This is a genomic window from Parabacteroides sp. merdae-related_45_40 (assembly GCF_001915675.1).
This window is the reverse complement of sequence record NZ_MNQY01000114.1, coordinates 1-17842: the sequence shown is the minus strand read 5'-3', so window position 1 is coordinate 17842 and position 17842 is coordinate 1. Positions and strand designations below refer to the sequence as shown.

At 39.2% G+C, this 17842-nt stretch carries 16 protein-coding genes and 1 pseudogene; all 17 read right to left on the bottom strand.

Annotation, left to right across the window (positions count from 1 at the left end; translation table 11 throughout):
* Window positions 1-222, bottom strand: a complete 222-nt coding sequence (locus BHV83_RS13915) for an acyl carrier protein (RefSeq protein WP_005867797.1) — start codon at window positions 220-222, stop codon at window positions 1-3.
* Between the two features lie 6 nt (window positions 223-228).
* Window positions 229-1275, bottom strand: coding sequence for a 3-oxoacyl-ACP synthase III family protein (locus BHV83_RS13910; protein ID WP_122382461.1), 1047 nt, complete (start codon window positions 1273-1275; stop codon window positions 229-231).
* Window positions 1276-1287: 12 nt separating this feature from the next.
* A complete protein-coding gene (locus BHV83_RS13905) occupies window positions 1288-2034 on the bottom strand; it encodes an SDR family NAD(P)-dependent oxidoreductase (protein WP_122382462.1) in 747 nt (248 codons plus the stop codon).
* Between the two features lie 5 nt (window positions 2035-2039).
* Window positions 2040-2264 carry an acyl carrier protein gene (locus tag BHV83_RS13900; RefSeq protein ID WP_005867792.1) on the bottom strand — a complete coding sequence of 75 codons (225 nt, stop codon included), beginning with the start codon at window positions 2262-2264 and terminating at the stop codon, window positions 2040-2042.
* A 33-nt stretch (window positions 2265-2297) separates the two neighbouring features.
* Window positions 2298-2942, bottom strand: coding sequence for a hypothetical protein (locus BHV83_RS13895; protein WP_122382463.1), 645 nt, complete (start codon window positions 2940-2942; stop codon window positions 2298-2300).
* A gap of 13 nt (window positions 2943-2955) precedes the next feature.
* The gene (locus BHV83_RS13890; protein ID WP_233554130.1) at window positions 2956-3843 is read right to left on the bottom strand and encodes a hypothetical protein; all 888 of its coding nucleotides are present in this window, start codon (window positions 3841-3843) and stop codon (window positions 2956-2958) included.
* 4 nt (window positions 3844-3847) lie between these two features.
* Entirely contained in the window at window positions 3848-4753 is a 906-nt protein-coding gene (locus BHV83_RS13885; RefSeq protein WP_005867692.1) for an alpha-1,2-fucosyltransferase, read from the bottom strand.
* A gap of 3 nt (window positions 4754-4756) precedes the next feature.
* Window positions 4757-5788: a glycosyltransferase gene (locus tag BHV83_RS13880; RefSeq protein ID WP_122369007.1), complete on the bottom strand. Its 1032-nt coding sequence runs from the start codon at window positions 5786-5788 to the stop codon at window positions 4757-4759.
* A gap of 13 nt (window positions 5789-5801) precedes the next feature.
* A complete protein-coding gene (locus tag BHV83_RS13875; RefSeq protein WP_122369006.1) occupies window positions 5802-6383 on the bottom strand; it encodes an LbetaH domain-containing protein in 582 nt (193 codons plus the stop codon).
* A gap of 32 nt (window positions 6384-6415) precedes the next feature.
* Window positions 6416-7279, bottom strand: coding sequence for a hypothetical protein (locus BHV83_RS13870; RefSeq protein ID WP_233554131.1), 864 nt, complete (start codon window positions 7277-7279; stop codon window positions 6416-6418).
* Window positions 7280-7808: 529 nt separating this feature from the next.
* Entirely contained in the window at window positions 7809-9323 is a 1515-nt protein-coding gene (locus BHV83_RS13865; RefSeq protein ID WP_122369004.1) for a lipid II flippase MurJ, read from the bottom strand.
* 511 nt (window positions 9324-9834) lie between these two features.
* Complete coding sequence (gene gmd / locus BHV83_RS13860; RefSeq protein ID WP_005867685.1) at window positions 9835-10947, bottom strand: GDP-mannose 4,6-dehydratase; 1113 nt, start codon at window positions 10945-10947, stop codon at window positions 9835-9837.
* Between the two features lie 30 nt (window positions 10948-10977).
* Window positions 10978-12171, bottom strand: a complete 1194-nt coding sequence (locus BHV83_RS13855) for a GDP-L-fucose synthase family protein (RefSeq protein WP_005867684.1) — start codon at window positions 12169-12171, stop codon at window positions 10978-10980.
* Window positions 12172-12317: 146 nt separating this feature from the next.
* Complete coding sequence (locus BHV83_RS13850; protein ID WP_005867683.1) at window positions 12318-13385, bottom strand: NAD-dependent epimerase/dehydratase family protein; 1068 nt, start codon at window positions 13383-13385, stop codon at window positions 12318-12320.
* A 3-nt stretch (window positions 13386-13388) separates the two neighbouring features.
* Window positions 13389-14729 carry a UDP binding domain-containing protein gene (locus BHV83_RS13845; RefSeq protein WP_005867682.1) on the bottom strand — a complete coding sequence of 447 codons (1341 nt, stop codon included), beginning with the start codon at window positions 14727-14729 and terminating at the stop codon, window positions 13389-13391.
* A gap of 192 nt (window positions 14730-14921) precedes the next feature.
* Window positions 14922-15404 (bottom strand): annotated as a pseudogene (locus BHV83_RS13840) (PD-(D/E)XK nuclease domain-containing protein); the annotation flags it as partial.
* A 418-nt stretch (window positions 15405-15822) separates the two neighbouring features.
* Window positions 15823-17757: a polysaccharide biosynthesis protein gene (locus tag BHV83_RS13835; protein WP_122382464.1), complete on the bottom strand. Its 1935-nt coding sequence runs from the start codon at window positions 17755-17757 to the stop codon at window positions 15823-15825.
* Between the last annotated feature and the right edge of the window lie 85 nt (window positions 17758-17842).

The following is a 17842-nucleotide window of genomic DNA, read 5'->3' as shown; positions in this document are numbered from 1 at the left end:
TTAGCTAAGTTTTGCATAAATCTCACCAACAGTATTAACGAGACCATCCTCGAAGATGTCAATATCGAACTCATCCTCGATGCGAACGGTAAGTTCTGCAAGATCGAATGAAGTAAGGCCTAGATCGTCACGGAGCTTATCACCCTCGTTGAGGGTTACAACAGCTTCCATATTCTTAGAAGCACGAATATCATTAATAACTTCTAATACTTTAGTCTGCATAATGTTTTATTTATTAATTGGTTCATAGAATTTTGTTTCAGAAAGGTCAGCAGCGACACTACCCCAAGACAGCCCCACACCAAAACCACACATAATGGTCTTCTTGAGGTCATATTGTTTCTGACTGCAAACATCACTCAGCAGAAATGGTATGGTAGCAGGTCCAGTATTGCCATAGTCCTTGCAGTTGGCAGGGGCCACTTCAACAGCAACTTTTAGTTTTTTACGAACATAGTTTACCATAAATTCATTTGCCTGATGAAGGGCATAGAATCCTACATCTTCCTTTGCCCAATCCATGTACTCAATTAGTGAGTTCACATTTTTATGTACCTCGGTTATTGCAAAATTAAAAATGGCCATACCATCCATGAAAAGGTCATTCATAGTACGGCCATTCTTGTCCTCATCCCACTTTAGAACGCTTGTTTCCTCAGAAACTGGCAAACGGAAACCTCCAGCAGGAACTATCAAACGATCAGCTCCACTTCCATCACTTTGAATATGGAAGCCCATAGAAGTATTTCCTACAGTTACAAGGCTCGCGGTACCGCAATCACCGAACACCATACGAAGTGATTTATCATTAGGATTCATCATGCGTGATGTCGTATCACCAGCCAATACGAGTACATTCTTGCAAGCACCGATAGTTATCCAAGAAGCAGCCTGAAATAAACCATAAATAAAGCCAGAGCAACCATAATGAATGTCAATACAAACAGTGTCCTTTGACAAACCTAAACGGTCTTGAAGTGCAATAGACGTTGAAGGCAGAATCCAATCACACGTCTGGCTAACGAACACAAGTCCGTCAATCTCATCCTTATTGATTCCATCCTTTTCCATTAACGCTTCAGCTGCCTTCTGGCACATGTCAGAAGAACACATGTCTTTGTCAGCAATGCGAGCACGTTCTACACCTGTTGCCTTCATTATGTTGGCTACCTCCGTATCACCATACTCTGCACCAAGAGAAACCATTTCTAGAATATTCTTTGGCAACCATGAAGCCACGGCCTTAACCTGAACATTGTTAAGAATTACTTTCATAATTATTCATGATTATTGAAGGGTAAAACCACCATCTATCACAAGATTTGTGCCTGTAGTGAACGAAGAAGCGTCACTTAGAAAATAGATAATGGCATGTGCTACCTCTTCTGGTTTGCCAAATCGCTTTAAAGGGTATTTCTTCATTTCTTCAGAAAGTTGCTCCTCTGAAATAGTTCCTGCATCCCAAATATGTGTATTTATTATACCTGGACATACCGCATTTACTCTAATATTTTTACTTGCAAGATCCAATGCAGCATTCTTAACAAAACCACACACGGCAGCCTTAGATGTAGAATACATAACGTTGCCAACTCCTGCAATAACAGGTCCAGAAATAGACGAAGTAAATACAACAGATCCATTCTTTCCTAGTTTTTTCTTTTTCAATAATTGCTGCATCAAAAGAATTGGTGCCAAAGTATTGACAGACATTACCTGCTCCATTTTATCACGAGTGATAAAATGAGTCGGTAGTATGATGGAAAGTCCCGCATTATTGACAAGTCCATCAATTGATGGGCATTTCTCAACAATTGTTGAAATATCAACATCACATGATAAATCAGCCACAATCATTAAATGACCATTTCCCATCAATAAATCATAGGTCTGCTGTAATTTGGTCTCATTACGACCAGTCAATACAACCTTGGCACCCATCTTAGAACACTCAATGGCTGTAGCTTTTCCTATACCAGAGGAGGCTCCTGTCACCAAAATAGTTTTACCCTCAAGTGAAAAAGGATTATACATACAGTTCACTTCTTTGAAGATATTAGTTCAAAGAGTTCCTGGATAGTGTTGGTCTTGCGCATTTCGTCAGCCCTAAGCTGTACCTCATACTCATCATCCACCATTGCCATCACGCTAAGAGCAACCATGGATGACCATCCGTCTAATTCTCGGAAGTTTGTTTCAGCACTAATTGTTGAAGCATCAAGATCGTCAAACTGATCTGCAAAATTCACAATAAAATCTTTCATTGATGCAATTTTTAAATGTTAATCGTAATTTTATTATATAAATCTGAATTTTATCTTTGTTAAATCATATACCATCTCTGTTCTTTCTCTGCCGTCAGGGAGTGTAAATGTAGAAACAACCTTAGCTCCATTAATCTTATGAAATTTAAAGATCTGCTTATTAATTGTATCTACTTCAATAAATAAATCTTTCACTCCCAATGTTTTCATAATCGACATGAACATGTCATTCATAGAAATTGCGGCTTCAGGATCTTTTCTATTTGGCAACCATCCCCAATATTCACCTCGGGCACCTTTAGAAGAGACATAATGATTATTTGATTCACCTTTAGTTGATTTGAATCTATCAATTGCTGCCTTAATTAATTTCGGGTTTGATATTGCAGAGGTAAATAATGGCCACAGAAATGAAAATTTGTTATCACGCATTGATTTCATCTGCTTACTTACATCTAGTGAACCGCTGCTAAAACCTACTATCAGTCCGTTCTCATCTTCTGCACAAACTATAACTTCGTTTGGATCATTAAGCATTACCTTATAATATTGCTTAAGGAAAGAATAATTTACCTGCGCAAAAAAACCTTGGTCATATTTATCTCTGATGTGCAAGTGAACATAAGCAATTTGCTTTGCATCACTTGGCTTAGCTAATCTAAATCGAATATTTGCCATATATCAAAATATTTTACCAATAACAACCACCCTCTACCGCAAAAGCATTCTTAGGTCTATCTTTGGCATCAGGATAAACGAAATACTCATTGATATAAGGCTTAAATTCATCATTCTCTTCATATCGCTTGCAAGTTATTCCAAATAGAAACTGAAGCACACCTCCCATGTGAACAGCCTTTTTGCCCATACGTTTGATATGAGCAGCCAGCGGAAGGGCGTATGCGCCACATCCTAGCAGAGCAATATCAAAATCCTTCTTGTCAATTTCGCTTTTCATCCAGTCAAGTGCATCGAACCAAGTGTCAAAGCCAACAGGATTGCCTGCAATTGACTGCACAGCCTTAATGGTCTGCAATGAAGTAAACTCAGGCAACACCTCGCTGTTCTTGAATAGTTTCTTCTTTTTGTTTTTGTACTGACTCTCGATGGTCTCAGAAAAAGGATGCACTACAAGAATCTTTTTCCCTTTTAGAGAATAGGTCCAAGGATGTTGCTGGGAAAAAAACGAATCCAAAGTTGACTTATGGACATATTTTTTATGATTAAACCAATTACTAAAAAATAGTTCTTCGATTCGCCACCTTACGAACAAGTCTATATCTTTGCAATCTTCTTTATAAAGAAGATAAAACTGTTTAAGTGTTCTCATTGAAACTGGGAAAAAACCGGCATTCATTCTCATATTTCTCTTTGATCTTGACAATAATGGAAAACTCAAAGGAAAATATCGGATTAAAAATAATGCTTGAAACTCAACACTTCCTATTCTTGATATCATGCTTGGATTCTCAGATTCGAGCAGCCGAGATATTTCTCTGATATCAGTCTCTAAATCATGTTTTCTGGGTCCTAAGAATTCATGAATACGATCTGCAAATTCAAATGTTCTATACTTCACAATATTAAATTTTAATCCATGTAGGCAAATACAAATCAGAATATTCCAACGTATTATGCCATTTATGTGGGCATATAATAAAACAATTTTTACGCTGGTTCAAGTATGCACCCCACCAAGAGAATGAACTGTTTGCCAATATGTTGCATCTAGCGATGGACAGGAGTTGCATATCGCGATAACTATCGGCACCTCGGTTGTGTGCAATAAAATGAACCTTTGCATCACCAAACTCATTCCTCATATTTTCCATACACCATTTCTGGTCATTTGAGAAAATAAAGAACTCTGGGCTAGTAATCAAGTTATAGGCCTCACGTATTGCATTACGATAATAATCAAGTGTGCATATACCTCCAAAAGAGGAAGATCCGACATAATCACCACGACGAATGTGTACAGTCACAGAGTTATCTTGTTTGAGAAGAGGTTCCAATTCCAAATTCTCCTTTGTATCGAATGGACGAAAAGTAAACTCTTTAAGAATCCTATCACGATATTTATCAAAGTAGAGTGGAGTCATCCAGTAACCATCAAAATAGCAGTCATCTATTACAGACAAAGCCTCTGGTATAAACACATACGGCTGCTGATCTGTCACAAACTCTGTCTTTCGCTTTGGAAATATGCGACGAACAGCTCGAGCAAGAACTTGATTAGGAATATAGAACGAAACCTTCATCAAATCCTTCGGTCTGGCAGGTTCTAAAGTCGCATTCGGGAATACCTTGTCTATCTCATAACCATTATGATAAAAGTTATTGCCATGATAAACCTTAATGAAAGCATTTTTATAATGTTGAGTATCAATAAAAACCTCCTCATTGGGATATTTCGCCTTCAACGCTACAGCAAAAGCATACTGAAACATCTGGTTACCTAGACCTCCTATGATATTTACGATTTTCATATACTAATCTTCAAAAATTTTTAATCTTGCAAAGGCTTCATCTAGTATCATTTCTACATCATATTCCCTTGCTGTAAGAATTGCATTTTTCCTTAATTTTTTGCGCAAATCAATATCTGAAATAAGTCTATTCATTGCGGTAGATAATGCTACTGCATCCTTAGGGGGAATAAGCAATCCATTATAACCATCAACAAGGACTTCACCATTAGCATGGAAGTCTGACGCAATAACTGGCACACCAGCTATGAATGCATCTAACAATGTTCCAGGAAAACCTTCACCCTTGAAATATGTAGGGAATAGTAAAACATCATACTCGGATAGTTGTTTATAACCATCTTCTACACTCACATCAAGAAAGCCTTTATAATTAATATTTAGGTAATAAAAATCCTTAAAATAGCCTTCATCATATGGAGGCACTAAAGTTCCGTAAATATCTAAACAAATGTTTTTATTACCTAAAGACTTAAATGCTTGGATTATTTCTTCGATTCCTTTTTGTATTAATACTCTTGAAAAATACACAAAACGTATTTTCTCAAAAATAGCTTTATCAATTGTTGGTTTAAATATTACTGGTTTAAAATTCGGAACCATTGCACAGTTAGTAATTGATAATTCCTCTAGGTCACGTTTCAAATAATTACATTGAACTACTACTTTAGTAAACACATCATATACTCTTCGGTTTTTAAGAGATACGTTTTTGAGATCTATTGCCAAATCTCCTCCTGCAACCCAATAGAAAATTCTCCGTTTTAGATGAGTTAAATTTAGTATTTTTGCTATATAATAAGCACCTCTAGTTGATATTGACAGAATGATTGGCTCACTTCTTTTAGTTCTTACAATATATATTAGAGACATAATTAACGACAATACGGATTTTTTTTTCCAAGTATCAAAGACTCTACAGTCAACATTTTTAGAGAGTATATATCTCAAAAAATGCTGATTCTTTGTTTGCACACCACCACCTGTACTTGGGCTATTTAATTGAATACTTCCTATAAAAGTTAATCTATTCATACTTTTTTCCACCTTAATTTGTTGACAAAGTAAATCCAATTTGCTTTGCAGGAACACCTGCTACTATTACATTATTAGGGATATCCTTATTTACAACAGATCCAGCCCCAATAACAACATTGTCGCCAATTGTTATAGGTCCCAAGATTATTGCTCCGACAGAAATATAAACATTGTTTCCTACATTGATACTACATTTAGAGCCAAAATTCATAGCATTACGTTTTCCAAATAAAACATTAGGAAGAACTGTGCAATTTTCTCCAATATGAATCCAACTATCACAACGAAGAAAACCTAGATGTACAATCATGACACCTGGCCCAAAAGTATTAGGAGCAACAAACATATTTGATTTTATTCTGCTGTGATTGTATCTATATTTCCAATACAACAGAAATACCCTCTCCAATAGAGTACGTTTTTCTAAATTTAGGTAAAATTCATAATGCCTCAATACACGAAAAAATTCATATATATAATAATTTTCATATCCTCCCAATCTTTTTATCATACGCTTATAAAAAGTCTGGGAACCAAACCCTAGATTATCTCGCTTTAAATATTCTTGCAGATCTTTTCTTGTAAATATCATAAACGTGATGTTTAGTTCTGCTTATTAGGGGGTTATCGCAAGAACCCCCGATAATTGATCTTTATATTAGATAATCGAGAATATATGTAGGCTGATGGAATAAACATATAATACATATACCTAAAGAAATTCACAGACTGTGATCTCACCAATGAGAAAAAAATGCATCCCATAATTGCGAACATAAATCGATTAAATCTTTCATTATTAGTTAAAATAAAACGATTCCATATTGACAATCCTAAACCTATCACCAATCCATTATATACAAACCCTAAAAAGCCACAAAAGATATAACCTTCAGCAAAAGGATGAAAAGCCCATCCCTGAGAGGCGCTTACTTGAGAACTAGGAAAAAGAGAATCTGCAATCAAAAAATATAACCAATCACCTCCCAATAATGGAAATGTTTTTATAATCTGAGAATTAATAACCATTAATGGATCAATAATATTTTTGCCAATAACACCAACCAAATTATACGCTGGCGCTGTATAATCTTGTTTAAGTAAAATTTCTTCCAATGTCCCCTCATTAACACCTCCTCTTAACGAATAAGTAAAACTCGCTAAATATAGAAACGTAATAGCGATAAAAGACAAAACAAAAACTTGTTTAATCCTTATCTTACGTCCATATATCCATAAAAGTACAAGTCCCAATACAACTGCAAGGATATCAGAACGAGATCCTGATAGAATATTATAGATAGTATAAAGTAGAATATTATATGCAGTAAAAACTTGCATATACCATTTTTTCTGTTCCATAGCAACCATTGGGAATATCACGAAAGCAGGCAACCACTTAAACATTTGGTCAATTATAGTCATCAAAATATTCTCGTTTCCCATCGATCCATTTTCCACTAAGGATTGGTAAGAAATTTTCACCATATTGGTAACTAATAAATATGAACTTAAAAAACTAAACACAAGAACAAAAAAATAAACTATTGATTTTGAATTTCTCCTCCTATAATATACAACATTATAGACCTTATGAATTTTGGATGTATGATTTAGGACTATAAATAACGTAATCAATGAAAAGTTAACAAACCAATACAATTCACACCAAACATCTTTTCCCAGTATGCATCATATAGATATGGAAAAAATCTATAAGTAATTTCTGTCGGTAATAAATACAAATAAAGAACCATACAAAAAATGGCATAAAATCTATTCCTATTCCATAACTTCAATATACATGATACCCATACAAAAACTTGAAAACACAACAATATTATATCCATATTAATATCATCCATAGGATTAAAAGTTTAGCAATTAATCGAATTCCAATATATATAATTAACTAAGCAAAAACATTGTACATTATCATCAACACAAGCCATTCATCACTAACAATTACAATTAGATAATCATAGCCAAACACCAATAAAATATCATCAAAAAACTTTCAAAAAAGTTTACTTTTTATCACATGTGCAATTTTTTCATTGACAGACAAAATCATTTCATTAACTAAAATCTTGCATAAAAGCAAATCTGCTAAAACTGTATACAAGACTCCACTTATCAGTAAACAAACTATATTATTCAAATAATAATTGAGAATATTTTTATAAAAGAGATACAAGAATATTGCAATTAAAATTAATAAAACAATTTGACTAAGCAACTTTACTATATCTTTAAACCAAAACACTTTTGCTAATGAATTTATATAAAATAGAGAAATCAAAGCAAACAATCCCATAGATATAGTCTCAACAAATCCAACAAAGATATAATTTACTTGTGTTGAAAATATAATCGAAGAAAAAAAGAAAATAAATGTTACTAACCCACTAAAAACCGCAAATATTTTTTGCTTATTTAATGAATAAAAAACATTCCTCGTCAAATTCATTATTGCAATCAGCACTCCATTCACAAGATATATAGGAAGAACTGAAGATAATCCAATAACAGCTTCATTATCAAATTCCCCTCTTAAAAAAAGAACACTTATTATTGGGCAAGCAAATACGGATGCAAAAACAGCAACAAATGTTGAAAAAACAACGACGGCTTCTATTTGTTTCCAAAAATTAATAAATCCTTGGTTAACTATTTCCTTATTCTTTGAAGAAAGAGACCTAGCAAGATCAGGGAAAGAAACGGTTGACAACCCCATACTTGCAGCAACAGAAAGAAAACCGCAAAAACTATGAGAATAACCTAAAAGCGAAACGCCACCTTCATAATCTAGTTGTCCGGCCCACAAATATGCAATTGAAGCAAACGAATGGAATGGAAAAAAAGATATAATTATTAGTATAATATTTTGGACAACTACAAAAGAGTCCATTTTGGTATACGATTGGGATTTCTTGAATAAATTACCATAATATCGATTTACTATATAAGAAATAAAGGCTGAAAATAGCATACCAAAAGCAATAGAATTTACTCCTATAACCTGATGAAGAATAAGCACAAATAATATGATAAAAATGTATACTAGTAACTGAGATAAAGATACAATTAAAAAATTTTTGAAATAATTTTGAACAGAAGAAAGAAAACCATTAACGATTGACATGTATGCATTAATCCACAATAAAAAAGCCAACAATAAAGAAAGATTATAATATGTTTTTTCTATGGGACCAACAATGTAATCCATATTAAAATATGTAATTACAAAGCCAACAACAGCTATAAGCAATGCTATTTTTGATACACACTCTTTTATAGTCCAAATATAAGAATCTAACTCAACTGAATCTATTCGAGCAAAAATAGGGAAAAACAAAGATGAAAAAACAGCACCAGACGCACCTGTTATAATCGCAGGAATGGAGAGCAACGAAAAATAAATATCCATCTCTTTCCCTGAGCCAAAGAAATAGGCATACAACAATTGGCAAACAAAGCCTAATATACCACAAACAATAAAAATAAGACTAATAACGAATGTTTTTTTCATACATTTACATATGTCAACCTTCAGAACATCGTATTACAAATTCCTAAATCCGACAGAAACAATGAAATTTTACTTTGAAAGAAATGTTCCGATACTAAACAGTAACATGCATATCATAAAGATCCAATATTGAGGAGTACTTTCAAGAGTCTCCCTTTTATTCATTACGCATGAAAAAAATCTTTGGAATTCTTCTTTTTCTGTAAATAAATTCTATCGCTTATGATATAACTTCATCATATCTAGGAATGGCAAAGTTCTGATTGATATTATTGTCTTCGAACATGAAGTTCTATGGCTTCTCGATGATTATGGCAAAATATCTTACTGTCTAACACCACAAGTGCCTAGTATCTACCTCCACCGAAACCATGCATTTTCCACGCAAACACGTCATATCCTTGCCTTCTATGACAGAACAACCCTCCTTTTAAGGAGCTATTTGAAGCCGTTGGTGGTATGAACCACATACAAATGTACTACCTATACAACGACTTTCCAAATTGGAATATTACTTTACGATACCTTTTTCAAGATACTCAGCAAGGTTCATCTTGCGAACACCTTCAGCAGCATGATCAGCAGCGACTTTAGCCATATCATGCTTAACCATGAGCTCGACGAGTTGCTCGAAGGTGGTGGTCATAGGATTCCAACCAAGTTCATTCTTAGCCTTGGTTGGATCGCCCCAGAGATTCACCACATCGGTAGGACGATAGAAATCTTCAGATACGGCTACAACGACCTTGCCTACAAGAAATTCAGGGCCAGATATTACAATACCTTTCTCATTAATGCCTTCACCTTCCCAACTAAGTTCTATACCAGCGTGATGGAAAGCGAGAGTAGCAAACTCACGAACAGTATGCTGTACACCTGTAGCAATAACGAAATCTTCTGGCTTATCGTGCTGGAGGATAAGCCACATACACTCAACATAATCCTTGGCATACCCCCAGTCGCGAAGGGAGTCTAGATTGCCAAGGTAGAGGCAATCCTGCTTACCCTGGGTAATGTGTGCAGCAGCGAGAGTTATCTTGCGGGTTACGAATGTCTCGCCTCTACGCTCAGACTCGTGGTTGAAGAGTATGCCTGAGCAACAGAACATATCATATGCCTCACGATACTCCTTCACAATCCAGAAGCCATAGAGTTTAGCGACAGCATATGGTGAATATGGGTGAAATGGGGTATTCTCGTTCTGGGGAACCTCCTCTACCTTACCATAGAGCTCAGAAGTTGATGCCTGATAAATCTTACAGCTCTTCTCAAGGTGATTGGTACGGACAGCCTCCAGTATGCGAAGAACACCTGTTGCATCTACCTCTGCAGTAAACTCAGGAGCATCGAAAGACACTTGAACGTGAGACTGAGCAGCCAAGTTATAAATCTCTGTCGGCTGCACCTTGTCCACAAGCTTCACAAGCGACATAGAGTCGGTGAGGTCAGCATAATGCAGGTGGAAATTTGGAGTTCCTTCGAGGTGCGCGATACGCTCACGGAAATCTACTGATGAGCGGCGGATGATACCATGGACCTCATAGCCCTTGGCCAAAAGAAATTCAGAGAGGTAGCTACCGTCCTGTCCAGTAACACCTGTGATAAGTGCAATATTCTTTGACATAATTGTATTTTTTGCGTTATTGAATTGTTTTCAACTTATGCTCTCCTCGTACCATTCGAAAAGCTTCTGAACACCATCTTCAATATCAACCTTATGTGTCCATCCAAGAAAATGAAGCTTGCTGACATCTATGAGCTTACGCATAGTACCATCAGGTTTAGCGGTATCAAACTCAACTGTTCCGGTGAAACCTACTGCCTTGACTACAAGTTCTGAAAGCTCGCAAATGGTGATTTCCTTCCCTGTACCCACATTGATGTGACAGTTGCGGATCTCGCCAAGGCTTGGGATTGCGCCACCACGACCAGTTGAGTGGTTGCGATCAACTACACCATCCGCTTTGTTGCCGTAATGGACTGATGAGTATTTCTCGATACCAATGATGTCGGAGAAGTTAACGTTGAGAAGAACGTGAACTGATGCGTCTGCCATATCCTCACTCCAGAGGAACTCACGAAGAGGCTTACCTGTGCCCCAGAGGTTCACCTTGTTGTGCTCTATACCATAGAAGGAAAGGACTTTGAGAATCTCAGCTTCTGAACTGTTGCCATCAATGACATAACGATTTTCCTTGATATTTGCTCCTACAGGACGAATATTGAGGTCTTTGCGAATAGCTTCCCAATTACCATCGTTGATGAGCTTTGCGAGATAAACCTTACGCATCATGGCTGGCATAACGTGCGAATTCTCCAGATGAAAATTGTCATTAGGACCATAGAGGTTGGTAGGCATTACGGCAATATAGTTGGTACCGTACTGGAGATTGTACGACTCGCACATCTTGAGACCAGCAATCTTGGCAATGGCGTATTCCTCGTTGGTGTATTCCAATTCACTAGTGAGGAGGCAGTCCTCCTTCATGGGCTGAAGCGCATTCTTAGGATAGATACAGGTAGAGCCAAGGAAGAGGAGTTTCTTCACATCATGAGCATATGCCTCGGAAATAACGTTGCACTGGATCTTCATATTCATCATCAGAAAGTCAGCACGATAAAGACTGTTGGCCATGATGCCACCTACAAAGGCAGCTGCTAGTACTACAGCATCAGGCTGCTCCTCATCGAAAAACTTTTTTACAGCATACTGATCTGTGAGATCAAGATCCTTGTGAGTGCGACCTACGAGATTGGTGTAGCCTCTCCGCAAGAGGTTGTTCCAAATTGCGGAACCTACGAGGCCCCTATGGCCTGCAACATATATTTTGCTTGATTTATCTAACATATGATTAATTTGAAAATAAAAAAGCGTGTTTCACTCTGAATTATTTTTATTGTGCGGAATAATCATTGAACCCACAGATCCACATACTATAATGCAGATTCAAATAAAATAATATATCAATTACTCTTTAAGGAATGCACAAATGGTCATTTATCAACGCATATATAATATGTTGAATACCATTCTGCAAATGCTCTAAGACCATCACGCAAAGAAGTTGATGGCTTAAATCCAAAATCTTGTTCAAGAGGTGTAGTATCTGCATATGTTACAGATACGTCACCAGGCCGCATTGGGACAAGTTCCTTGTGAGCCTCAAAATCGTAGTTCTGCGGTAGCACCTTGGCACGGATGAGCTCCTCCTGTAGGATAGAGACGAAGTCAAGAAGGTTTTCAGGTGAATTGTTACCGATATTATATACTTTGTACGCTGGGATTGGAAGTCCATCTTCTCCATTCTGCTTCTCGGGAGCGTGCTGCATGATGCGAACTACACCCTCGACGATATCATCGACATAGGTAAAGTCACGCTTGCAGTTTCCATAGTTAAAGATCTGGATGGTCTTGCCATCACGAAGCTTGTTGGTGAATCCGAAGTAGGCCATATCAGGACGGCCTGCAGGTCCATATACAGTGAAGAAACGAAGACCTGTTGATGGGATATTGTAAAGCTTCGAATAAGCGTGTGCCATAAGTTCGTTACTCTTCTTGGTGGCAGCATACAGGCTGACTGGATTATCCACCTTGTCATCTGTTGAATATGGAACCTTCTTATTAGAACCATAGACTGATGATGATGATGCATATACCAAATGTTCAACTTCATGATGACGGCAAGCTTCAAGAAGGTTGTAGAAACCGATAAGATTGCTCTCTATGTAGGCATCAGGATTGGTGATAGAGTAACGAACTCCTGCCTGAGCTGCGAGATTTACGACAACAGCTATCTTGTTGTCAGTAAATATCTTCTCGACAGCAACCTTATCTGAGATGCTTGCATGAACAAACTCCCAATCTCGGTTAAGAGCCTCTATTTCTTTGAGACGCTCGTACTTGATGTTGACATCGTAGTAGTCTGTGATGCTGTCAATACCGATTACCTTGATATTCTTTATATCCTTAAACAAACGCTTAACGAGATTAGATCCGATAAAGCCTGCTGCTCCAGTAACGAGAACGGTCTTGCCCTCAAGATTTACATTATACTGTACCATGAGTTAATCACGCTTAAATATGTCACGAGTATAAACCTTCTCAATCACATCATCGAGGCATGAGTCATAGCGGTTGGCGATGATGGCCTTTGACTTCTGTTTGAACTCCTCAAGATTGTTGATTACCAGAGAGCCGAAGAATGAAGTACCATTTTCAAGAGTTGGCTCATAGATTATGACCTCTGCGCCTTTGGCCTTGATACGCTTCATGATACCCTGGATTGCAGACTGGCGGAAGTTGTCAGAGTTAGACTTCATAGTCAAGCGGTACACACCGATAACACATTCATGCTCTTTAGCGGCATCCCATACAGCATTTTCATTGTAATAGCCAGCCTTGCGAAGTACGGCATCGGCAATATAATCCTTTCGGGTACGATTAGACTCCACAATCGCAGACATCATAGCCTGTGGCACGTTTTCATAATTGGCAAGAAGTTGCTTGGTATCCTTTGGGAGACAATAACCACCATAACCAAATGACGGGTTATTGTAGTGAGTGCCAATACGTGGATCGAGACCAATGCCATTAATAATTGCCTGTGAATCGAGCCCCTTTACTTCCGCATAGGTATCAAGCTCATTGAAATAAGAAACTCGAAGAGCGAGATAGGTGTTGGCAAAGAGTTTGACAGCCTCTGCTTCCTTCATACCCATGAATAGAGTCGGAACGTTCTCCTTGATTGCACCCTCTTGAAGAAGATTCGCAAAGATCTTGGCGTAATCTTCCGCATTTGGATTGCCAATAGCTGCAATTGCCGCATTCTCCTCATCCCAGTTTCTATCTTGATCAGAGGGGAGTACTTTAGGATAGCCCACGATAATTCTCGAAGGTTCCAAATTATCAAGTAAGGCCTTGCTTTCACGAAGAAACTCTGGAGAGAATAGAAGATTGAAATAATGTCCCTTAAGAGATGGATCTGTCATAAACTTGAGAGCATACTTCACATAAAGCGAACGGCAATACCCAACAGGAATGGTTGATTTAATGACCATCACGGCATCCGGATTGACGTTCAATACCAAATCGATCACATCCTCTATATGATGTGTATCGAAGTAATTCCGCAGCGGATCATAATTGGTGGGAGCCGCAATGACTATGAAATCGGCATCACGATAAGCCGCCTCGCCATCAAGCGTAGCTCGCAGGTTCAAATCTTTCTCAGCGAGATATCGCTTGATATACTCATCTTGAATCGGTGATTTCTTACGGTTGATAAGATCCACCTTCTCCGGTATCACGTCCACCGCTGTCACCGGATGATGTTGTGCCAGCAAGGTAGCGATACTCAATCCCACGTAACCGGTTCCGGCCACGGCGATCTTGATTTCTTTATTCATATTGATTATTTTTTTTTTAGCCCTAAAGTACTTTTCATCTTTCTGATTTTCAAAAAGATGATTCACAGTTAAGTTGTTTGTTTTATACCAAAAGTAACAGGTAGTAAGTATTCAATTTAGGACATACTCCTCATTAAGACACTTCAAAAGTGTCTTAACCGAGTTCAGTAAAAAATATTGCGTTTACCTTCTTTATTCAATCACCCAATCCCCCAACGTTCGCTTCTCCGTATCGAAATTGATCCCAACCTTTACGATGGGTAATCCGCAAAGGGCGAAGCGCTCCGGGTAATTGCGCAAATGGATTTGCTCAAGGGCTGTATCCGCGGTTTTATTCAACTTTAATTCCACGACATAGAGGGTGGTCGGGGTGCGCATCACCATATCCACACGGCCTTTGGGGGTACGGACCTCTACGTCCACATAATTGCCTATCAACGTAAAAATCACATAAAGCAATTGTTGGTAATGTCCCTCGTAATGCGTATTCTCGCAATAGGGGATCGTGGAGAGAACCGTGCGCATCAAAACTAAAGCGTCGTCCATATCGCCATTATAAATCTTCTCCGCCACCAACGTATTCAACTCGGCGGGGCGTTGCACATAGTTAGGCAACAAGCTGCGCATCAAGCCGATCCGAACCTCCTTGTTCGGGATATCCAACTGATACAGGCCGCTGAAACGGGGATGCCGAAGCACCGTCTTCGGTGTTTCTTTTTAATCATATAAAAGATTTTTTATAGGCGGATTTCAAGAGCGACGTGATGTCGGTTTTGTCTTCCGCCTGTATTTTTGCTATCGAAAAAAATACGATTCATTCAATTGATATAGAAGTTTTTAGGTGTAATAATACTAAAAAAGCACTTCGACTGTCCGAGTGGCAGCATCATGAAACATCTAAGAGAGTTCGTAACTTCAGTACCTGAATACCGTAGAACCGGGAAAGGCAATTTCAAGCATAAACTTGAAGACATACTTATGCTTGTCATATTGGGCAGGCTCAGTAAGTGCATTACCAAAACCGAGATACTCGAGTTTGGCAAACGTTATCCTATATGGATAATTAATCGACAGGATGAGATGGCGAATCAATTCAATCCAACTCCTCAAACTGGGAGTTCTGGCTCTTGAACTCAGGGACGAAGGCTTTCATCTCCTTCACCATCAAAAGGATTTGGACACGGAGAGACAATTCGGTTAATACATTAATATGTTCTACTACATCCTTATAGATATACTCACGAACCGCCGCTACTCGAATCTTCTCGTGAGGGGTCTCTTTCGTGTTCTCCTTGTTGTTCAGTAGCTCTTCATACAATTTCTCGCCGGGGCGAAGACCAGTATACTTGATCTCGATATCCTTGTCTACCTGCAACCCGGACAGTTCAATCATGCGCTTCGCCAAATCCGCTATCTTCACCGGCTCACCCATATCGAAGATAAAGATCTCACCGCCCTTACCCATTGTACCGGCCTCTAATACCAGACGACAAGCCTCCGGGATGGTCATGAAGTAACGGATGATATCGGGATGGGTGACCGTCACGGGACCTCCTTGAGCGATTTGTTCACGGAAACGGGGGATAACCGACCCATTGCTACCTAGAACATTGCCAAAGCGGGTCGTAATGAAACGTGTCTCGCCTTTCACCTCTCCTCGCTCAATCGCAAGGCTCAGACTCTGTACGTAGATCTCGGCCAAGCGTTTGCTACATCCCATGATGTTCGTGGGGTTCACCGCCTTATCCGTACTGATCATCACAAATTTCTCCACGCCATAGCTTACAGCGGCATCTGCCATCACACGAGTACCGAACACGTTTGTTCGGATCGCCTCGCAGGGGTTCTCTTCCATCAAGGGGACATGCTTGTAGGCCGCCGCATGGAACACCACTTGGGGGTGCCAGTTGCGGAACACATAATCCACACGGTCCGGGCTGCGAACATCGCCGATCACCGGAACAAAGTTCAGTTCCTTGTATTTCTCTTCCAATTCCAAACGAAGATTATGCATCGGGGTCTCAGCGGAGTCGAAGCAAACCAACTTCTTAATCGGAAAATGAGCCAGCTGGCGACAGATCTCGCTACCGATACTGCCGGCGGCTCCCGTGACAAGCACGGTCTTCCCTTCCAACAGATTGCCGATCTCATCCAGATTGATATGGATCTCCTCACGACCTAGCAAATCCTCGATACGGATCTCTCGAACAGAACGCTTCGCCTCACCTCCACGTAGCTCCTCCATCTCCGGGACTACCAATGTCTTCAAGGAGGCCTGCTCGCAATAACGGATCAAACGGTCACGCTCCTGATGGGCAACCTTTATATTGGGGAAGAGAACGCCATCCAAGCTGTTGCGAGGGATCAAGCGATACAGATCCTCCACGTTCTCGATCTGGTAGACCGGTAACTCCGCGATCCGGATGCTTTTCTTGGAATTGCCAAAGGAAAGGAAGCCCATGATGCTATAATTCTGCATGAATACCTGACGGTTCGCCGAGGTAGCGATCATCACGCTCTCCTCCTCCGTGCCAAAGACCAGTACCCGCTTGCGTTTCTTGCCGAGTTGCAGGAGGACGCTGTTATAGACATTGATCACGAAGACACGCAACGTGACCAACATCACGATCGTCAACGTACTGTCCATGATTCCACCCAACCAATAGATAGAAGGGCTGAAACGGGCTTTCAACAGCCAAAGCAGCAGGAACATTAAGAGCGACTTGCCGATCGCAGCACCACCGATCCGCCACAAGCCACGCAGCGTGGAATGGCGAATAACCCCATGATATGCTTTGAACAGCAAGAACGAAACGATACTGCCCACAAATGAGGAGAGGCCTACTTTCAGCACATCAGACTCTCCTATACGTATATGCAGAATGGAGAACATTCCTAGTACGCCCAGCAACGACACGGAGAGCGAAACGAAAAGGTCCGCACTAAAAATGATCCAACGGTTGATATACCGCAAATTCACCAGACGGCCTAAGGCCAATCGCCATCTGCCCTTATGAAAATCCATCATTTGTATTTTGTTTGTTTTATATTCAGTGCCCTAACTTTTCCCAACGGCGGCGCCTGTGACTCGTGGCGTCCCGAAGCGGCGGGCG

Bases quoted from the DNA above. Each gene is read 5' to 3' on its own strand.
- BHV83_RS13915 (WP_005867797.1), bottom strand. From the start codon at position 222: ATGCAGACTAAAGTATTAGAAGTTATTAATGATATTCGTGCTTCTAAG.
- BHV83_RS13910 (WP_122382461.1), bottom strand. From the start codon at position 1,275: ATGAAAGTAATTCTTAACAATGTTCAGGTTAAGGCCGTGGCTTCATGG.
- BHV83_RS13905 (WP_122382462.1), bottom strand. From the start codon at position 2,034: ATGTATAATCCTTTTTCACTTGAGGGTAAAACTATTTTGGTGACAGGA.
- BHV83_RS13900 (WP_005867792.1), bottom strand. From the start codon at position 2,264: ATGAAAGATTTTATTGTGAATTTTGCAGATCAGTTTGACGATCTTGAT.
- BHV83_RS13895 (WP_122382463.1), bottom strand. From the start codon at position 2,942: ATGGCAAATATTCGATTTAGATTAGCTAAGCCAAGTGATGCAAAGCAA.
- BHV83_RS13885 (WP_005867692.1), bottom strand. From the start codon at position 4,753: ATGAAAATCGTAAATATCATAGGAGGTCTAGGTAACCAGATGTTTCAG.
- BHV83_RS13880 (WP_122369007.1), bottom strand. From the start codon at position 5,788: ATGAATAGATTAACTTTTATAGGAAGTATTCAATTAAATAGCCCAAGT.
- BHV83_RS13875 (WP_122369006.1), bottom strand. From the start codon at position 6,383: ATGATATTTACAAGAAAAGATCTGCAAGAATATTTAAAGCGAGATAAT.
- BHV83_RS13870 (WP_233554131.1), bottom strand. From the start codon at position 7,279: ATGGTGAAAATTTCTTACCAATCCTTAGTGGAAAATGGATCGATGGGA.
- BHV83_RS13865 (WP_122369004.1), bottom strand. From the start codon at position 9,323: ATGAAAAAAACATTCGTTATTAGTCTTATTTTTATTGTTTGTGGTATA.
- gmd (WP_005867685.1), bottom strand. From the start codon at position 10,947: ATGTCAAAGAATATTGCACTTATCACAGGTGTTACTGGACAGGACGGT.
- BHV83_RS13855 (WP_005867684.1), bottom strand. From the start codon at position 12,171: ATGTTAGATAAATCAAGCAAAATATATGTTGCAGGCCATAGGGGCCTC.
- BHV83_RS13850 (WP_005867683.1), bottom strand. From the start codon at position 13,385: ATGGTACAGTATAATGTAAATCTTGAGGGCAAGACCGTTCTCGTTACT.
- BHV83_RS13845 (WP_005867682.1), bottom strand. From the start codon at position 14,729: ATGAATAAAGAAATCAAGATCGCCGTGGCCGGAACCGGTTACGTGGGA.
- BHV83_RS13835 (WP_122382464.1), bottom strand. From the start codon at position 17,757: ATGATGGATTTTCATAAGGGCAGATGGCGATTGGCCTTAGGCCGTCTG.